16 protein-coding genes and 1 pseudogene are annotated in these 16,401 nt (G+C 56.3%); 10 read left to right on the top strand and 7 right to left on the bottom strand.

Features of this window, described 5'->3' with window-relative positions; genetic code table 11:
* Positions 1 to 677 precede the first annotated feature (677 nt).
* Genes PIB16_RS26340 through PIB16_RS26325 form a run of 4 tightly spaced genes read left to right on the top strand, consistent with a single transcriptional unit; the run spans position 678 to position 4,504 of the window.
* On the top strand, positions 678 to 1,700 hold the full coding sequence (locus PIB16_RS26340; RefSeq protein ID WP_077768161.1) for an ABC transporter substrate-binding protein: 1,023 nt from the start codon (positions 678 to 680) through the stop codon (positions 1,698 to 1,700).
* On the top strand, positions 1,700 to 2,782 hold the full coding sequence (locus PIB16_RS26335; RefSeq protein WP_077768160.1) for an ABC transporter ATP-binding protein: 1,083 nt from the start codon (positions 1,700 to 1,702) through the stop codon (positions 2,780 to 2,782). Before PIB16_RS26340 ends, PIB16_RS26335 begins: the two co-directional genes overlap by 1 nt.
* Positions 2,751 to 3,662, top strand: coding sequence for an ABC transporter permease (locus tag PIB16_RS26330; protein ID WP_012475930.1), 912 nt, complete (start codon positions 2,751 to 2,753; stop codon positions 3,660 to 3,662). The genes PIB16_RS26335 and PIB16_RS26330 overlap by 32 nt, the downstream gene beginning before the upstream one ends.
* Positions 3,659 to 4,504 (top strand): ABC transporter permease, encoded by an 846-nt coding sequence (locus PIB16_RS26325; protein ID WP_012475931.1) that lies wholly within the window; start codon positions 3,659 to 3,661, stop codon positions 4,502 to 4,504. The genes PIB16_RS26330 and PIB16_RS26325 overlap by 4 nt, the downstream gene beginning before the upstream one ends.
* A gap of 157 nt (positions 4,505 to 4,661) precedes the next feature.
* Here the strand turns inward: PIB16_RS26325 and PIB16_RS26320 are convergent, their stop codons facing one another.
* Positions 4,662 to 6,023, bottom strand: a complete 1,362-nt coding sequence (locus PIB16_RS26320; protein WP_012475932.1) for a formimidoylglutamate deiminase — start codon at positions 6,021 to 6,023, stop codon at positions 4,662 to 4,664.
* Positions 6,024 to 6,137: 114 nt separating this feature from the next.
* Between PIB16_RS26320 and hutI the strand changes: the two genes are divergently transcribed.
* The 5 genes from hutI to PIB16_RS26295 all read left to right on the top strand — a co-directional run bounded on the left by hutI (position 6,138) and on the right by PIB16_RS26295 (position 10,758).
* On the top strand, positions 6,138 to 7,322 hold the full coding sequence (gene hutI, locus PIB16_RS26315; protein ID WP_234888143.1) for an imidazolonepropionase: 1,185 nt from the start codon (positions 6,138 to 6,140) through the stop codon (positions 7,320 to 7,322).
* A gap of 138 nt (positions 7,323 to 7,460) precedes the next feature.
* Entirely contained in the window at positions 7,461 to 8,261 is an 801-nt protein-coding gene (gene hutG / locus PIB16_RS26310; RefSeq protein WP_077768158.1) for an N-formylglutamate deformylase, read from the top strand.
* Positions 8,262 to 8,280: 19 nt separating this feature from the next.
* Entirely contained in the window at positions 8,281 to 9,966 is a 1,686-nt protein-coding gene (hutU, locus tag PIB16_RS26305) for a urocanate hydratase (RefSeq protein WP_012475935.1), read from the top strand.
* 5 nt (positions 9,967 to 9,971) lie between these two features.
* Positions 9,972 to 10,538, top strand: a complete 567-nt coding sequence (locus PIB16_RS26300) for a HutD/Ves family protein (protein ID WP_012475936.1) — start codon at positions 9,972 to 9,974, stop codon at positions 10,536 to 10,538.
* 31 nt (positions 10,539 to 10,569) lie between these two features.
* Positions 10,570 to 10,758: a hypothetical protein gene (locus PIB16_RS26295; RefSeq protein WP_077768157.1), complete on the top strand. Its 189-nt coding sequence runs from the start codon at positions 10,570 to 10,572 to the stop codon at positions 10,756 to 10,758.
* A gap of 53 nt (positions 10,759 to 10,811) precedes the next feature.
* Here the strand turns inward: PIB16_RS26295 and PIB16_RS26290 are convergent, their stop codons facing one another.
* Complete coding sequence (locus PIB16_RS26290; protein WP_161596397.1) at positions 10,812 to 11,225, bottom strand: hypothetical protein; 414 nt, start codon at positions 11,223 to 11,225, stop codon at positions 10,812 to 10,814.
* Positions 11,226 to 11,535: 310 nt separating this feature from the next.
* On the opposite strand from PIB16_RS26290, the pseudogene PIB16_RS26285 reads away from it, so the two are divergent.
* Positions 11,536 to 11,676: pseudogene (locus PIB16_RS26285) on the top strand (IS30 family transposase); the annotation flags it as partial.
* Between the two features lie 293 nt (positions 11,677 to 11,969).
* Here the strand turns inward: PIB16_RS26285 and PIB16_RS26280 are convergent.
* The 5 genes from PIB16_RS26280 to PIB16_RS26260 all read right to left on the bottom strand — a co-directional run.
* Positions 11,970 to 12,590 carry a TetR/AcrR family transcriptional regulator gene (locus tag PIB16_RS26280; protein WP_077768155.1) on the bottom strand — a complete coding sequence of 207 codons (621 nt, stop codon included), beginning with the start codon at positions 12,588 to 12,590 and terminating at the stop codon, positions 11,970 to 11,972.
* A 256-nt stretch (positions 12,591 to 12,846) separates the two neighbouring features.
* Positions 12,847 to 13,392: a TIGR00730 family Rossman fold protein gene (locus tag PIB16_RS26275; RefSeq protein ID WP_077768185.1), complete on the bottom strand. Its 546-nt coding sequence runs from the start codon at positions 13,390 to 13,392 to the stop codon at positions 12,847 to 12,849.
* A 94-nt stretch (positions 13,393 to 13,486) separates the two neighbouring features.
* On the bottom strand, positions 13,487 to 14,077 hold the full coding sequence (gene idi, locus PIB16_RS26270) for an isopentenyl-diphosphate Delta-isomerase (RefSeq protein ID WP_309546945.1): 591 nt from the start codon (positions 14,075 to 14,077) through the stop codon (positions 13,487 to 13,489).
* 76 nt (positions 14,078 to 14,153) lie between these two features.
* Positions 14,154 to 14,882, bottom strand: coding sequence for an isopentenyl transferase family protein (locus tag PIB16_RS26265; protein WP_077768184.1), 729 nt, complete (start codon positions 14,880 to 14,882; stop codon positions 14,154 to 14,156).
* A 1,112-nt stretch (positions 14,883 to 15,994) separates the two neighbouring features.
* Positions 15,995 to 16,401 (bottom strand): hypothetical protein (locus PIB16_RS26260; RefSeq protein WP_161596398.1); only part of this gene is annotated, 407 nt, incomplete at its 5' end.

The following is a 16,401-nucleotide window of genomic DNA, read 5'->3' as shown; positions in this document are numbered from 1 at the left end:
GTCATCGTCCAGTATGGTGAAGTCACCGAAGATATTGCGACACCGGTTCTCGGTGAGATCCTGCCGGAGTATGCCGACGATATCTATAAGGTTGGTCGCGCTGTTCTGGAAAGCAACTTTGGCGACAAGAAGCCGATCATGCTCACGATCGAACTCGCATAACAAGCGTTCAGCCGGGGCGGTTTCTAACGCGAGCCGCCTCCCTTTGGCGACAAAAAATTGACTTGATTGGCTAAGCCTTTCTGTTAATATGTATAGACCAAACCGCAGGAAACATGCGGTAACAGGAGAACGGCGAAATGGCATTCTGGTTTGAATTCGACAAAATCAGTGACCTTCCGAACAATGCGGGACACAGCGTCCTGGATGACGGAAGTTCGTTCTGTTTCAGCCATGTAACCGACTTGACGACGCGTTTCTTTAGGGGCGGATTGGCGTGGCTATCTGGCATGCAACTGCCAAACATATCGCCCCGATGACGCTGAGCCTTAGCTCCTCCGAGGACAGATCCCAGCGGAAAAGAAGCGGCATTTGTATATGAGATGATGAGCCTCAAGCAACGGAGGCAAATCTCAAACCTGAAGTCAACTCAATGTTTGCGGTAGGGCACGGTGTCCGACGCAGAACGGTTTGTCTCGCGTTGCTGCGAGCCAAACCCCAACCAAGGGGAACTAACCATGAAATGGCAATTTGGGAAAGCCATCGTCGGTGGCGCAATGTTGGTCGCAGCTTGCGCGCTGAGTTCAGGAGCTCAGGCGCAACAAAAGGAGCTGATCGTCAGCGGTTTTGGCGGTGCCTATGACGAAGCAATGGCTGCGAGCGTGAAATCCTTCGAACAGGAAAACGACGTCAAGGTCACCATTGTTGCCGGGTCCGGCGCGAACAACATAGCCCGTGTCCGCAACAAGGAAGTCGACGTTATCGTTTCTGATCCGGTTTTCGCGCTTCGCATGGAAGCCGAGAAGGCGTTTGCGCCGCTCGATCCGAAGCTGGTTACCAACCTGAAGGACATTCACCCGAATGCGATCTACTCCGACGCGGTCGTCGCAGCGAATTTCGGCGCATATGTGCTCGCTTACAATCCTGCGGAGGTGAAGCCGCCGCAATCGTGGCATGATCTCGCGAAGCCGGAATACAAGGGCCGCATCGCGCTGCGCGGATTCCGGCCTGAAAATATCGATCTAATCACTCTCTTTGCGAAAGAGGCCGGCGGCGACGAGCGTCATCCCGACGCCGGCTTCGCCGAAATGGCCAAGATCGCTCAGAACATCGACGTCTGGGTGGACTCGCACGCCAACCATCTCGAACTGTATCGCAACGACCAGATCTCCATGAGCATGTGGACCGATGGCCGCATCGGCTGGGCGCGTGACACTGAAGGCGTAAAAATCCAGGGCGTCATTCCGAAGGAAGGATTTTTCCCGCTCGCCTCGACGCTTAGCGTCGTTGCCGGACGTCCGAACACCGAGTTGGCCGAGAAGCTGGTCAACCACTTACTGAGCCCCGCCTCGGGACTCAATATGGCCACTCGCCTTGGTTATTTCCCGACGAACCGCGAAGCTAAGCTGCCGCAGGAAGTCCAGGCAAAGATCATGATCACGCCAGACAACGTCAAGGATCTGAAAAGCGCCGACTGGAAGTACATCGTTTCGGTCTATGATCAATGGCAGCAGCGCTGGGAACGGGAAATTCAACGATAATGACCCAAAGTTTCGACATTGAACTGTCGCACTGCCGCAAGACGTACGGCGACATCAACGTTCTGGACGACGTCTCCCTTCAGGTCAAGAACGGTGAGTTCATCACCGTTCTCGGCCCAAGTGGTTGCGGCAAGACAACGACATTGCGTGTGATCGGGGGCTTCATCATTCCCGACAGCGGGCGTGTTTCGATCAGAGGCAGGGAGGTTACCAACCTGCCTCCCTACAAACGCAACATCGGCGTGGTCTTCCAAAACTACGCCCTGTGGCCCCACATGACTGTGGCAGAAATCCTCTCGTTCGGTCTTCGCATACGCAAGCTGCCCCGGGAAGAGATCGCGCGTCGTGTAGACCGTGCCCTCAGCATGGTGCAATTGACCGGCTTGAAGGATCGATATCCTCGTGAACTCAGTGGCGGGCAGCAGCAACGCGTCGCCATGGCACGAGCGCTTGCGATCGATCCTGAGGTGATCATTCTTGATGAGCCGCTGTCCAATCTGGATCGGCGCTTGCGGGAAGAACTCCGTATTGAATTGAAGCGACTGCAGCGGTCTCTTGGGGTGACGATGCTATTCGTCACGCACGATCAGGAGGAGGCGCTCTCCATGTCCGACCAAGTGGTGGTCATGCAATCCGGAAGGATTCAGCAAATCGCCGACCCGAGGACAGTCTATGAGCGCCCGGCGAACCGTTTTGTTGCCGGCTTTCTTGGTAGCGCAAATTTCCTGCCCGGAGAACTGGTGCAGAATTCCAAGGAGAGCAGGGCCGAAATCAAGCTCAGCAATGGCGCCGTCGTGACTGCGCATGCGCCGTCGGCCAGGGCGGTCGGAGAGAAGGTCACCGTTATTGTTCGGCCCGAGTGGCTGGTACTTGAACGGCAGGGCAGCAATCCGCCTGCAAATCAGCTCGAGGGCACGGTCGGCGATGTGATCTATGAAGGCTCTGCAATTCGATATGGGATCAAACTCACTCACGAACCTGAGGCGCCCGTTTTCCTGCAGGAACGGTCTAACGCCGATGTTTTGAAACCCGGAGACAAGGTCAGGATCAATGTCACTAACGCCGTCGTTGCCGCAGAGTGATGAACGCAGAGGACTTTGGGAGCGTGTGGTTGCGTGGTCTACCCAAGCGCCGCTGTTCCTGCCGTTCGCCTTCGTCATCTTGTTCTTTTTCGTTCCCATGTGCTGGCTCGTTGCGACGAGCATGTCCTCCCATGAGGTTGGCAGCGCGCCTGTATTTACAGGCACGCTAGAGCACTACGCGAGGTTCTGGACGGACCCCTTCTATCTCGAAACAGCGCTCTGGACGACCGTTAAGCTGTCGGTTTTGTCCACGGTGCTTGCTCTGATTATCGGGTATGTGCTGGCCTACTACATTGCCGAGCTCCCTGCTGACCGCAGAGGGTTTCTCACCAGCATGGTGGTTGTGTCCCTCTCTGTGAACATCGTTATCCGGATCTTTGGATTGAATGTTCTTCTAATGAGCGGCGGACTTATTGATAGCGCCCTGACCTTCATGGGGATGCCGAAGGTCCGCATCATGTATACCGAGCTTGGGGTTTTGATAGGGTTGGTTCAGATCGCCATCCCGTATGTCGTTTTGCCTCTTATCGGTGTCATAGCCGCGATCGACCCGGCCCTCAAAGAGGCGGCGGCAAGCGTGGGCGCCAACAAGTACAAGACCTTTTGGGCCGTAACCTTCCCGCTGTCGCTGCCCGGAGTCGTGGCGGGCACACTGATTGCGTTCACTTTGAACGCCGCAGCTTTTGCGATTCCGTCCCTCATGGGCGGCGGTCGGGTCAAAATGATGGGCATGATGGCCTACGAACAAGCCACCGTGCAGGGGAACTTCCCCTTCGCAGCGGCGATCGGCATAAGCCTGACGATTCTGAGCATCCTGATTACTGCAATCTATTTGTTTGCCATCAATCAAACATTCCGCACGGCGAGGAGAGCAGCATGAGCGCTACCACAACTGTCTCGACGGGGAAGGGCGTTTCGGCCAGGAAGGTGTGGTTGCCACTCCCCACAGGATTAGGTATTGCCGCTTTCTGCGCGTTCGTCACCGTCGTGGCGCCACTGTTTGTGGTCGCCGGCGCAGCTTTGAACGCGGAAGCCATGTTCTTTCCGCCCAAGCAATTGACGTTGCATTGGATGATTGCGGCTCTCACGGACAGAAGCTTCGTGAATGGCGCCCTCATCAGCTTTGCCGTCGCAGCAGTAGCAGCCACGGTCTCAACGATCTTCGCACTTCCGGTCGCGCTCCAATTGCGGAAAGCACCGCCCACGGTGGCGAAGGTCCTGACTTTGTCGTTCATGGGGCCGTTGCTCGTACCCTCGGTGATCTTTGCTCTGTCGTTGTATTCGGTGATGATCTACGCTTTCGGGGTGACGAACCTATTTGCGCTCGTCATCGGCCACGTGATGATCACCATGCCATACCCGGTACGAACGATCACAGCCGTTACCGAGAACCTCGACCCCGCGCTGGAGGATGCTGCAAGCAGTGTCGGCGCAAATCCGTGGCGTACGTTTGTGTCAGTAACGTTGCCGTTGATCAAACCTGGTGTGATCGCTGGCTTTCTCTTTGCTTTCATAACCTCGTGGAATGACTTCTCCATCTCGGTCTTCCTCACGCCGCGCGAACTGCAGCCACTGCCGATCAAAATCTATGAGTATCTCCTCTACCAATACAGGCCATTGATAGCCGCAGTTGCCACCTGGTCGGTGATTGGTTCGGCCATCGTCGTTCTCATAATCGACCGTCTGGTGGGGCTGAACGTCTTTACCGGTCGTCGCGGCTAGTACAGTAGATATGATCACATCTGAAATTTAATTTTAAGAAGGGGCGCTCGGCGCCCCTTTTTGCATGCCAGTTTATTCCCCGACGCCTCGAAATTACGCCAACGCAAAACAGGCGACCTTGCAAGGACAAGACCGCCAACTCGCCTCCGCGTGTCGATCAGCGGCGAACCAACTTCTGCATTGTGGTGAGGAAGCGTCGATTGATCTTGTCTCGGGCGACGTGGCGACCGGCTACCACTTGTCTGCGGCCTTGAACCCAAACGTTGTCGATCGCAACCCCATCTGCAAAGATCCAATGATCCAGGATCTCGTCATCTTCGAGATAGGGAACTTCTGTGAGATTGAGTGAAAGCATGTCGGCAGAATTGTGTACCTCAATGCCACTCTCCGCGTTCAGCGCCATGGCGCCGCCGCGGACGGCAGAGACGATAAGATTGCGACCCGTTGAGCCGCCCGGCGCTGCCAGGACGTTACGTGCTTGGAGTCGCAGTCGTTGTGAATATTCAAGTTGCCGCAGCTCTCCGTTCAGGGAAATGAGAACGTTCGAGTCGGAACCAATGCCGACACGGCCTCCTTGTTCGCAGAAAATTTGGCCTGGAAAAATACCGTCGCCAAGATTGGCCTCGGTAATCGGGCAAAGCCCAGCGATAGCGCCAGTCCGCGCCATTCTTGCCGTTTCGATTTCGGTCATATGAGTTGCGTGAATTAGGCACCAGCGCTGGTCCACAGGTGCATTGTCCAACAACCATTCAACAGGACGAGCAGAGGACCAGGCAATACAATCCGAAACTTCCTTCATCTGCTCGGCGATATGGATATGGATTGGCCCTCCGCCAGACATTGAGGTGACCGCAAGCAGTTCCTGCGGTATGACGGCTCTCAGGCTGTGTGGTGCGACACCAAGCTCGGCGCCGTCGATTTTCGCGACTAGAGATCGGCACGCAACCATTAGTCGTTCGAAGCTGTCGAGCGAATTGATAAATCGTCGTTGCCCCTCCACCGGTTCGAGTCCGCCGAAATCCGAGTGGGCGTAAAAGACAGGTAGCAGGGTCAAGTTTATTCCGGTGGCACTCGCGGCCGCTGCGACTCGTTCCGCCATTTCCGCAATGTTGGAGTAATGGTTTCCATCCGGGCTATGATGCAGGTAGTGAAACTCGCCGACACGGCTGAAACCTGCTTCAAGCATTTCCATGTAGAGCTGGGACGCAACAGCCTCGACATCGTCGGGGCTCATCGTCAAGGCGAACCGGTACATTACATTTCGCCAGCTCCAGAAGCTGTCATCTGACGGCCCGCGGGTCTCGGCCAGACCTGCCATTGCGCGCTGAAAGGCGTGGCTATGGAGATTGCCCATCGCAGGCAGAATGATTTGATGGTGTTCGTCGGATGGTGCAGGATCAGCATCGGTCGATACCGACGCGATGGTTCCGCTCTCGACCAACACCCTGACATTGTCGTGCCAGCCGCTCGGAAGAAGGGCCTTCCGTGCGAAAAGTGCTGAACTGTTCAATTCCTTCATAGCTTCCCTCTGATTTTTTGCGAAACGCAGGCAACTTTGGTGCTTGCAATTCCGTGTATTGGTATATACAAAATATCAGTAATGAAAGACAAATATAGAGCAACGGGGATCGAGATGTCAGTGGCAACGCCCGCATCCGATGAGGAAATCGTCGTTTGGAGGAACGCGCATCTGGCGACTGTCGCGGGAGATCGAGACGGCCTGGGTGTCGTAGAGGGTGGCGCGATAGTGGTCAGAGGTGACCGCATCGCATACGTCGGAACCGACGCAAATCTCCCGGCGTTGGCGAGAGGCGCGGTTCAAGTCGATTTGGAGGGCCGGTGGGTGACGCCGGCATTGATCGACTGCCATACGCACTTGGTATTCGGTGGCGACCGCGCACACGAATTCGAAATGCGACTCGCCGGTGCGTCGTGTGAGGAGATCGCACTGGCCGGTGGGGGAATTGCTTCTTCTGTAAACGCCACGAACAAATTTTCCGAGGATGAACTCGTTTTGCAAGATCTGCCTCGACTTGACGCCCTCATGGAAGAGAGACTGTCGACGGTCGAGATAAAGTCTGGCTACGGCCTCAACGTCGAAGCTGAATTGAAAATGCTGCGTGTGGCAAGGGGATTGGAGACGCTGAGACCGGTGCGCGTCGTGACCACTTATCTCGCCGCCCATGCGATCCCGTCAAGTTACAGAGGCAGGAATGGCGACTACATCAAGGATGTCGTCATCCCTGGACTCGAGCGGGGCAGGAGGGAAGGTCTCATCGATGCGGTGGATGGTTTTTGTGAAAATATCGCATTTTCGCCAGCGGAGATATCCAAGGTATTCGACAAGGCGACTGCGATAGGCCTTCCGGTAAAGTTGCACGCGGAGCAGCTATCCGATCTTGGAGGAGCAAAGCTAGCCGCGTCCTATCGAGCGCTCTCGGCAGATCATCTTGAGTGCCTCGATGAAGAAGGTGCCCAAGCGCTCGCTATGGCTGGTACGGTGGCTGTTCTTCTGCCAGGAGCATTCTATACACTCCGAGAAAAGCAGCTGCCGCCAGTGCAAGCGCTTCGCAATGCCGGCACGCCTATCGCTATCGCAACAGACTGCAATCCGGGCACTTCACCACGGACCTCGTTGCTGCTGACTATGAATATGGCAGCCACGTTGTTCGGCTTGACGGTCGACGAGTGCGTCGCTGGCGCGACAAGAGAGGCTGCACGTGCCCTTGGTCTCTTGCATGAAACTGGAACCCTCGAGGTCGGAAGGTCCGCTGATTTCGCGATCTGGAATATCGGACGGCCAGCTGAGCTGGTCTAGCGGATGGGCTTCAATCCCCTGCATGCGCGAATATTTAAGGGACGAGGACTGCGGCCGTGACTTTAAGTCATGTCCCTGGCGTTTCGAACCTGGCTGGTTCTTTCACCTCCATTCGCTAGTCGTAGAAGAGAAGAAATCATGAGTGTTTTTGAAGTTCGCCACGGCACCTCTCCGGTTATTCTAGCAATGCCCCATACCGGTACCGATGTTCCGAGCGAGATCTGGGAGCGGTTGAACGACAATGGCCGGCAGCTGATCGATACCGATTGGTATATACATAATCTGTACGATGGTCTTTTAGAGAAAGCCACAGTCGTTCGAGCGATGTTTCATCGCTACGTCATTGATGCCAACCGGGATCCGGAAGGGGCGAGTTTGTACCCTGGGCAGAACACCACTGGCCTTATCCCCAAAACGGACTTTGATGGTGAAGCCATCTGGAAATCCGGTGCGGAACCGACAGACGACGATATCGCTCAACGAGTCGCTACTTTCCACTCACCCTACCATACCGCCCTCCAATCAGAGATCGAGCGGGTGAAGGCAATTCACGGCTTGGCCATTGTCTATGACTGTCACTCAATCCGCTCGCACATTCCCTTCCTGTTCGAGGGAACGTTGCCCGACTTCAATATCGGGACCAATGACGGGCAGTCGTGTCATCCCGCAGTCGCGGCGGCCGTCGTTAACGTCGTTCGCAATGCTGATGGCTACACACGCACGTTGAACGGTCGGTTCAAGGGAGGGTGGACCACAAGGCATTACGGCACGCTCGAAAGCGGCGTCCACGCGATCCAAATGGAACTGGCGCAATCGACTCATCTTTCGGCAGAGGAACCGCCATTTTCCTATGACACCGCAAAAGCCGAGCGCATCCGCGCCCGTCTCAGGGACATTCTGACCAACCTCGAGCGCGCCGCATCCGAACTCAAGAAGTGAATATTGGGAGCCACTGACCATGACCAATCCTCGACACAATATCCGCGAAGTTCGCGCGCCACGCGGCTCGGAGCTCAACACCAAGAGCTGGATGACCGAAGCGCCGCTGCGCATGCTGATGAACAACCTCGATCCTGATGTGGCTGAAAACCCCCACGAGCTGGTGGTTTATGGCGGCATCGGCCGGGCGGCACGCACCTGGAACGACTTCGAAACGATTGCGGCGACGCTGAAGACGCTCAATGCGGATGAGACCCTGCTCGTTCAGTCGGGCAAGCCGGTCGGTGTCTTCCGGACCCACAAGGATGCGCCGCGCGTCCTGATCGCCAACTCGAACCTCGTGCCGCACTGGGCAACCTGGGACCATTTCAACGAGCTGGATAAGAAGGGCCTTGCCATGTACGGCCAGATGACGGCCGGCTCGTGGATCTATATCGGCACGCAGGGCATCGTGCAGGGCACCTACGAAACCTTCGTCGAGGCCGGCCGCCAGCATTACGGCGGCAATCTCAAAGGCAAATGGATCCTGACCGGCGGTCTCGGCGGCATGGGCGGCGCCCAGCCGCTCGCCGCCGTCATGGCAGGTGCCTGCTGCCTGGCCGTCGAAAGCGATGAGACCCGCATCGATTTCCGTCTTCGCACCCGCTATGTCGACGAGAAGGCAAGGACGCTCGACGAGGCCCTCGAGATGATCCAGCGCTGGACCAAAGCCGGCGAGGCAAAATCCGTCGGCCTGCTGGGCAATGCCGCGGAAATTTTCCCCGAGCTCGTGCGGCGTATGGAGGCCGGTGGTCCACGCCCCGACATCGTCACCGATCAGACCTCGGCCCATGATCCGCTCAACGGTTATCTGCCAATCGGCTGGACCGTTGCCCAGCACAAGGCCAAGCGCGAAAGCGACCCGAAGACCGTCGAGGCTGCCGCCCGCGCCTCGATGAAAGTCCATGTCGAAGCCATGGTTGCCTTCTGGGATGCCGGGGTGCCGACGCTCGACTACGGCAACAACATCCGCCAGGTCGCAAAGGAGGAAGGTCTTGAGAACGCCTTCGCCTTCCCGGGTTTCGTTCCGGCCTATATCCGCCCGCTCTTCTGCCGCGGCATCGGTCCGTTCCGCTGGGCCGCCCTTTCCGGCGATCCGGAGGACATCTACAAGACCGACGCCAAGGTCAAGGACCTGCTGCCCGACAACAGGCACCTGCACAACTGGCTTGACATGGCCCGCGAACGCATCGCCTTCCAGGGCCTGCCGGCTCGCATCTGCTGGGTCGGCCTCGCCGACCGTCATCGCCTGGCGCTGGCCTTCAATGAGATGGTCAAGAACGGCGAGCTTTCGGCACCCGTGGTCATCGGTCGCGACCATCTCGACTCCGGATCGGTCGCCTCGCCCAACCGCGAGACCGAAGCGATGAAGGACGGCTCTGACGCCGTCTCCGACTGGCCGCTGCTCAACGCACTGCTCAACACCGCATCGGGGGCTACCTGGGTGTCGCTACACCATGGCGGCGGCGTTGGCATGGGCTTTAGCCAGCATTCGGGCGTTGTCATCTGCGCCGACGGCTCCGACGATGCCGCCAAGCGGCTGGAGCGCGTTCTCTGGAACGACCCGGCGACCGGAGTCATGCGCCACGCCGATGCGGGCTACGAGATCGCCATCGACTGCGCCAAGGACAAAGGCCTGCGTCTGCCGGGCATTCTCGGGAACTGAAGCAAATGCGCGTTCTGCGTTCCGCGCAGTACAAGCGCACGATGTGGAAGAACGGCAAGGGAGAGACGGTGGAGATCGCCGTCTCCCCTCCGGATGCGTCGGTCGACGATTTCGACTGGCGCATCAGCACCGCGACGGTCGCTCTCGATGGGCCTTTCTCGACATTCGATGAAGTCGATCGGACGTTGAGCGTGCTGACGGGGGAGGGGATAGAACTCGCGATTGCCGGGGAGCCCGCCACCGTCTGCTCTCAGAATAGTCCGCCTTTTACCTTTCGAGCGGACGTCCCGACCACCGCTCGACTGGTGGATGGCCCTATCAGCGACCTCAATGTCATGAGCCGGAGGGGACGCTTCGGTCATCGCGTTGCGAGGTGCAGGCTTGATGGCGAATTGGAGGTCGGATCGGATGTCGCGGTGGTGTTCGTCATCGTGATGTCCGGCTGCGCGCTAAAGAATTCCGGGGAGCGACTGGAAAGCCTCGATGCCCTTCACCTGGATCGCGCCGAAAAAGTCGTTCTTCGGGCAAACGGCCCGACGACGGCGTTCGTCGTCGAGTTGCTGCCACTTTGAACGGGAAAATGAACACCCTGAGGATACCAAGTTGAACAGGCAAAATATCGAGAACAGGCAAGCCGAGGCGGTCAACCTGGTTGAGAACTACGGGCCGATTGGCATTCGTTCTGTCGCTGCCGCATGTGCAGCGAGGCCTCCTCAAAAAGAACTGGATGAGTCGTCGTCAATCGAGTTTCCAGCGGTGCGCGCCCGCTGGCTCGGTGACGGGGATGATTGAGTTTGAAGGTCGGCGATGTGGTCATGGAGTTTGTGTTGCCCGGTCCATTAGAACTAGCATGCCTTCGGTGGCTGTCTCGCGGCAAAACGCTCGCCGAAATCGCTCTGCTTCAAGGCAAAACCGTCTCTGAAATTGCGCATCATGTCGAACGCGCGCTTGCCGCGCTTAACGCAAAATCGGCACAGGAAGCACTCGCAAAAGCTCACCTTTCGAACGGCAACTGATCTGAAACAGAGGCTCGTTCGGTTGGCCTGCATCAGGAGTGTTTTCCCCTCGTAGGGCGAAACTACATGTCGACGGATTTCAATGCTGAGCTCCATGCCCGGCCGTCTATCTACTTCACCGGTCCGGCCTTCGTTGAGCATGTTGCGGTCATGCGCTCCGGTCCGATTACGCAGGATGGTGCGCGCGGCATATCCACCGACCCGTGTCACAGTGAGAATTTGCGCACGCAGGTGGAACATCATACGGAATTCGTCACCGTACGCGCGTGTCGAAAATCAGCGAGGAGGCGGCGTCCTGGCCCACTTCCAGTCTCAGCCTTTCCGAAATCGCGGCTTTAGTGGACATAAGCTCGCCGCAGCTTATCTGTCGGATCGGCATCCTGATACTGGGTACTGCCCCAAAGGAACTCGGGCCTGTGCTGTCGAGTCTCGGGTTTCGCGATACCGCAGCGTCGTCGATCGGCGGCGGTGCGGCGCAGGTGTGTTCGGATTTCCGCGTTCAGCCGGACCAAACGAGCCGCGTCCTTCTCTTCAACAAGGACCTGAACGCCTACAGAAAGGTGCGGTGGAAAATGCCAACAAGCGCATTCGCCGCTTCATGCCAGGTGATACCGATCTTGCAGCCGTCTCTCAGCGCGACCTGACCCACCTTGCCCGCCATCTCAAGGATCAACCGCGAAAATGCCTCGGATAAAAAACCCCAGCAGAAGTGTTCATGGCACATTTGCAGGAAGAGGGGTGATCCCCTACCCTAGACGCCGGCATGATGCACTTGGGTTAGCTTTTCCAAAACAATCCGTGATTTTGCATCTGGTTAAACTGGTCCAGGATGTTTAGTGACACCTGGCCCGGCCGTATACGAGCCTTCATCCGTGAGACATATCAACCACGACGTCCAAAGCTGGAAATATTAAAGGTCACCGGTGCTGAACCGCGGTATCGGAAAACGCTTGGGCGATGAGGAAAAGCGAGCGAACTCCGATTGTTTTATCCAGTGACCAAATCGGCGCGCTGGTACGAGGAAAGCATCGTTTGAACGATACGCATGCCATCGGACTTCAGGTCAAACCTCGAATCATCCTCCAGCCAGGTCTGAAACGTTCCTCGCATTGCAAACCAAAAGGTATATGCCGCAGTGTCGGAGGTCCAAGGAGCTAGTAATTCCTTTCTCGTCTCTGCGGATCCGAAAACGCTCCCTAACGTAGCCCGCACTTCCTGCTGAAACTTGCGGTCTTCATTATGGAAGGCCACTGTATCGGAGACTTTCTTATCATAGATCTGGAAAATCCGCCTGCAGTTTTCATTGTCAGCAAAGTGGTTAATGGCTGATGTGGCAAACTCGGCGACTGCCTTTAATGGCTCCTCAACCATCCCTGCGTCGTGAAGGCTGCCGAGCTTTCTTGCCTGCCAGCATAACTCATCGCGCAAGGCCAGTAGAATGTGCATTTTTTGTCCGAAATGCCACTGGATGGCGCCGGTTGTTACGGCCGCTTCGGCGGCAATTTCCTGCAAGGAGGCTTCATCGTATCCTTTTTCGATAAACACAGCCTCGGCAGAGCGTAAAATCCGCCTCCGGGTAGCTGCAGCCTCATCCGACGTCCTTCTCATGCATCGCCCCCCTGTGGCCTATCGCATCAGTCCTCTTGATGAACGTTTTTCAGCCCGACATTCCGCGAGAAACAAGAAATATGAAATCGGCTACGGTTTGCCACAGCAATTTCGTTACAAAATAAACAGAGCCAACACAGGGGGGACCAGCGCTCGTAGTGCCATCTCGCTTTTTGGACAACACGTTTCAGGTAACCTGCAAAGCGCGCAGTTAGCGTCGGAGTAGCCTAAAATCGCTCTCTTCTGAACGTAACTTTCAAGTGGCACTATCTTTTGCCATGGCAGAAATGAGCACCTCGGCGTCCTCTTCGACGAGGAGGATGTTGCGATGACTTGCTGTCAAGAATGCTTCGCCAACAATATGATCAAGAAAGGAATCTAGCCTTTTGTAAAAGCCCGCTACGTCCAGCAGTGCACAGGGCTTATTGTGGTAACCCAACTGAGCCCATGTCCATACTTCGAACAGCTCTTCGAGGGTTCCCAATCCTCCTGGTAAAGCGATAAAACCATCCGGCAGCGTCGTCATCAGCGCTTTGCGCTCGTGCATGGTCTCGACAACGCGTAGATCAGCAAGATCGGTGTGTGCGATCTCCTTCTCGGCCAGCGCGCGGGGAATGACGCCGATAACCTCTCCGCCATCGCTTCGGGCCGCGTCCGCAATAGCACCCATTAAACCAATCGAAGCGCCGCCGTACACCAATCCGATGCCCGATCTCGCCAGAGCTTTGCCAAGTTGGTTTGCTGCGCTCACATAGGCCGGATTTTGGCCGTTGCTTGAACCCGCAAAGACGCAATATCTCAAACGCTCCTCCAATTGAGAAAACGAACTTCTTGAAGGCCAGCTATTTCCCGAATTGAGAAACTCCCTACGAGCTCCACGCCCGGGAGCGGCTTAGCTAAGAAACCTTAAGTTGAACGTCAATCTTCGTTCTGGCAGCTTTTGGTAGCCGCCGCTCCTCCGCTACGGGCCATTGCGATGGGTTCGCACCAAGTGGTGCGAGCAGGTCGACTTGTGCACGACACCATGGTGACACCAACAAGCGCTCAGCCTGTACGCTTTCGAAAAACCATTGCCAATGCACCCATTCCCACGCTGACACCTCATTCAAATCGGGGTTGACGCCGGAGGTTTTGCAATGTGCAGCGAATACGGGGCACAACTCGTTTTCGGTGATCCCATTCGTCATTGAAGCGCGATAGGAAAATTCCGGCAGCACAAGACGAATGTCGTCTGCACGTATCCGCAATTCCTCGTGACCCCGGCGCTCGATAGCCTCGGTCAACGGTTCGCCAGGTTGCGGGTGTCCACAGCAACTGTTGGAAAGAACACCGGGCCAGGTGATCTTATCAGATGCCCGGCGCGTCACTAGCAGCTTGTTGTCACCGTTGAAAATGTAGACCGAAAAGGCCAAATGCAGTGGGGTATCGGAATGATGAATCTCGGATTTTGGAGCAGTGCCGGTGGCCTCCCCGAGTTCGTTGCACAATATGACCATTCAGGCGATTGATTGGCCGGTAGGGTCATCACAAATCTCTTCGTTTCGCGACGTTAACTTCCGACACTCAGTTAGCGTTTGATGCCACCCGAGGAGTGAGGCGAACGTTTCCGCCCTCCTGCCAATCAGGGAAGTCGCGCTCCTGCCACTGCGCATGATCAAAATATTCGTCGGCGATGGCCGAGATCAGCGCCTGCTGTCGCGTCAAATCGAGACGCAACAAATCGCGAATCCCGATATCATGTTCCTTGGCGAACCGGATTGCGCAGCGATACCCGTCGATGTCCTCCAGTATCGGCCGGAGCGCCTCCTGCTTCCAGAGATCCGTCAGTTCCTGCAGCAGAGATCGGCGCTCGTCCTTGACAGCAAACATTTCCGTCACCCGGCGTCTTGCTCGCGGCAGGAAAACATCTGGAGCCGCAAGACGAAGTCGCCTTACATGCCATCTAAAATCGGCTTCCCAATAAGTGTCCGTGGCCATACAGTTCAGAAGGGAAATCGAACCGCCTTCGAGGATGAGACCAGGAGAGGTCCGGCGATTCTCTACTTCTGAGATGAGCTGACGATGAGCCGCCTCTGCATCGATCACACCCTCAGCGAGTGGGCGCGAATCCAGGTAGATTCGCTCGGTGGATTGCAGTTCCGATTCCAAAGGACGTCCACTGCCGGTAGCGATTTGGGGGCAGCATTGTACCCGATCGAGCGCTATTACCGGCCAACCCGTTTCTCGGGCCACTTGTACTGCCAAGTCGGTTTTTCCGCTACAGGTGGGTCCATAGATAAGATAGATAAGCATGTGCATCTCGCTTCTTTCAAAACCAGCGGGGGTGACGCGACACGGTCTCATGATCAAGACGCTTCATTCGGCATTGGCTGCGCCGCGCGCATTGCAAAAAGAACAAACGTCGAAGTAAAAGTGCTAACGCTTTCGACGTATGATAGTATTGGTTCGTAGAATAACTTTATCAAACCGCATTCAGAATTTGCAATATGAGGGAAAACATTAAATTTGTGCTTTAATAATTTATGAGTACTGATATTTATGTCGAAATTCAAATTCCCGCCTTTGACAGTTTGGTTTCATTTGACATCAATTCGCGTGCTACGGCTCCTGGCGGCAGAGCCGCGCTTGATGAATAGGTACACGTGTGCTTTTTCCGGAATGACGGCAGCGCGGTTGTGATTGGCCAGGAGCTGGCGAATGAGCATGGAACCAGCACCGGCCTGAGTTCAGTTTAGCGTCAAGTTCAGGATTGACGGGGAGAGCTAAAAGCACATTGGCGGGCGATAGTCCGCTTTGAGGCGGCGCCAGGCAAACAGATGCAAATCGGCCGTCTGCGCGACGAACGGCCTACTGCTTTCGATGTTGACGGGATCGTTATAGCACTTTCTTTTAGAACTCCTGCTTTGCCGCCTTCGGCATAAGGGAGTTCGGATATTGACGAGTGCTTCGGCGACGACAGCAGCATCCCTGCCTGGTCGCTTTCCGTTTCGTGTCGCCGAGCGTGCGGATCGCGCGATGACATCGCCAGTGACGGCATGACCTCAAAGAACAGGCTGCCAAAGCCTAGTTTAGCCGGGCAACTCAGCAAAATACCGCCATGGTCGAGGAAAACAATGCCCCGAACCCGACGCTTGCCGGGGAAGTAGCTCGGCCTCGCAAGCTGATCAGCCGTTTCCACTTCGGCAGGCCATACGTCGGCCGGTCTCTGATGGAATTGGTCACCGAACCGGCACATCGCATCGCCGTCCGCCGGATCCCAGCAATCCTCGCCAATGCTTTCTCCGGCAACGGAACCTCAAGCAGATCTGGAAAGAGTTCCGAAAAGGTGATCGACGTTCTCGCGACAGAGAACGGATACAGGGACAGCGAGTGGAAGAGGGTGCGCGTTACGCACCCTCTTTTACTTAGAGTCCACGTCCATCCCCGCGGACGCGGATGCGCTCGTCAAAATCCCGTGTCAGCCGATCCACGTCATTTGCCGCCTTCGGCGAAGTCTGTTTTGGTGCTGCATTACTCTCTTGGACACTCTGCCTCAGACTACCTGTAGTTTCGTGCCCTTCTTTCGAGACTACATCAAGTTCTTGGGGCTTCTCGCGATTGGTTTTTATCCGATCGGGCAACCGAATGATCGAGGTCTCGCCAACGATAGTAGCTTGAACCTGGGGTATTTCGGGCGCTTCGGTGCGCTCAATCGGCTTGACCTCGCCACGTGCCGCGACAACTTCCTGGCGTTTTGCAATCCGATCGATGGCGGCTGTGTAGTCCGGCAAGGCTGGGAATTTGTCCTGGTAGAGCTCGCTGCCCGGCTTTC

Origin of the sequence: Agrobacterium sp. ST15.13.015 (assembly GCF_027871645.1) — a bacterium.
Taxonomy (GTDB): domain Bacteria; phylum Pseudomonadota; class Alphaproteobacteria; order Rhizobiales; family Rhizobiaceae; genus Agrobacterium; species Agrobacterium leguminum.
This window is presented reverse-complemented; position numbering and strand designations above follow the sequence as displayed.

Excerpts from the sequence above, each read along its gene's own strand:
- PIB16_RS26340 (WP_077768161.1), top strand. The coding sequence starts at position 678 with ATGAAATGGCAATTTGGGAAAGCCATCGTCGGTGGCGCAATGTTGGTC.
- PIB16_RS26335 (WP_077768160.1), top strand. The coding sequence starts at position 1,700 with ATGACCCAAAGTTTCGACATTGAACTGTCGCACTGCCGCAAGACGTAC.
- PIB16_RS26330 (WP_012475930.1), top strand. The coding sequence starts at position 2,751 with ATGTCACTAACGCCGTCGTTGCCGCAGAGTGATGAACGCAGAGGACTT.
- PIB16_RS26325 (WP_012475931.1), top strand. The coding sequence starts at position 3,659 with ATGAGCGCTACCACAACTGTCTCGACGGGGAAGGGCGTTTCGGCCAGG.
- PIB16_RS26320 (WP_012475932.1), bottom strand. The coding sequence starts at position 6,023 with ATGAAGGAATTGAACAGTTCAGCACTTTTCGCACGGAAGGCCCTTCTT.
- hutI (WP_234888143.1), top strand. The coding sequence starts at position 6,138 with ATGTCAGTGGCAACGCCCGCATCCGATGAGGAAATCGTCGTTTGGAGG.
- hutG (WP_077768158.1), top strand. The coding sequence starts at position 7,461 with ATGAGTGTTTTTGAAGTTCGCCACGGCACCTCTCCGGTTATTCTAGCA.
- hutU (WP_012475935.1), top strand. The coding sequence starts at position 8,281 with ATGACCAATCCTCGACACAATATCCGCGAAGTTCGCGCGCCACGCGGC.
- PIB16_RS26300 (WP_012475936.1), top strand. The coding sequence starts at position 9,972 with ATGCGCGTTCTGCGTTCCGCGCAGTACAAGCGCACGATGTGGAAGAAC.
- PIB16_RS26290 (WP_161596397.1), bottom strand. The coding sequence starts at position 11,225 with ATGATGTTCCACCTGCGTGCGCAAATTCTCACTGTGACACGGGTCGGT.
- PIB16_RS26280 (WP_077768155.1), bottom strand. The coding sequence starts at position 12,590 with ATGAGAAGGACGTCGGATGAGGCTGCAGCTACCCGGAGGCGGATTTTA.
- PIB16_RS26265 (WP_077768184.1), bottom strand. The coding sequence starts at position 14,882 with ATGCTTATCTATCTTATCTATGGACCCACCTGTAGCGGAAAAACCGAC.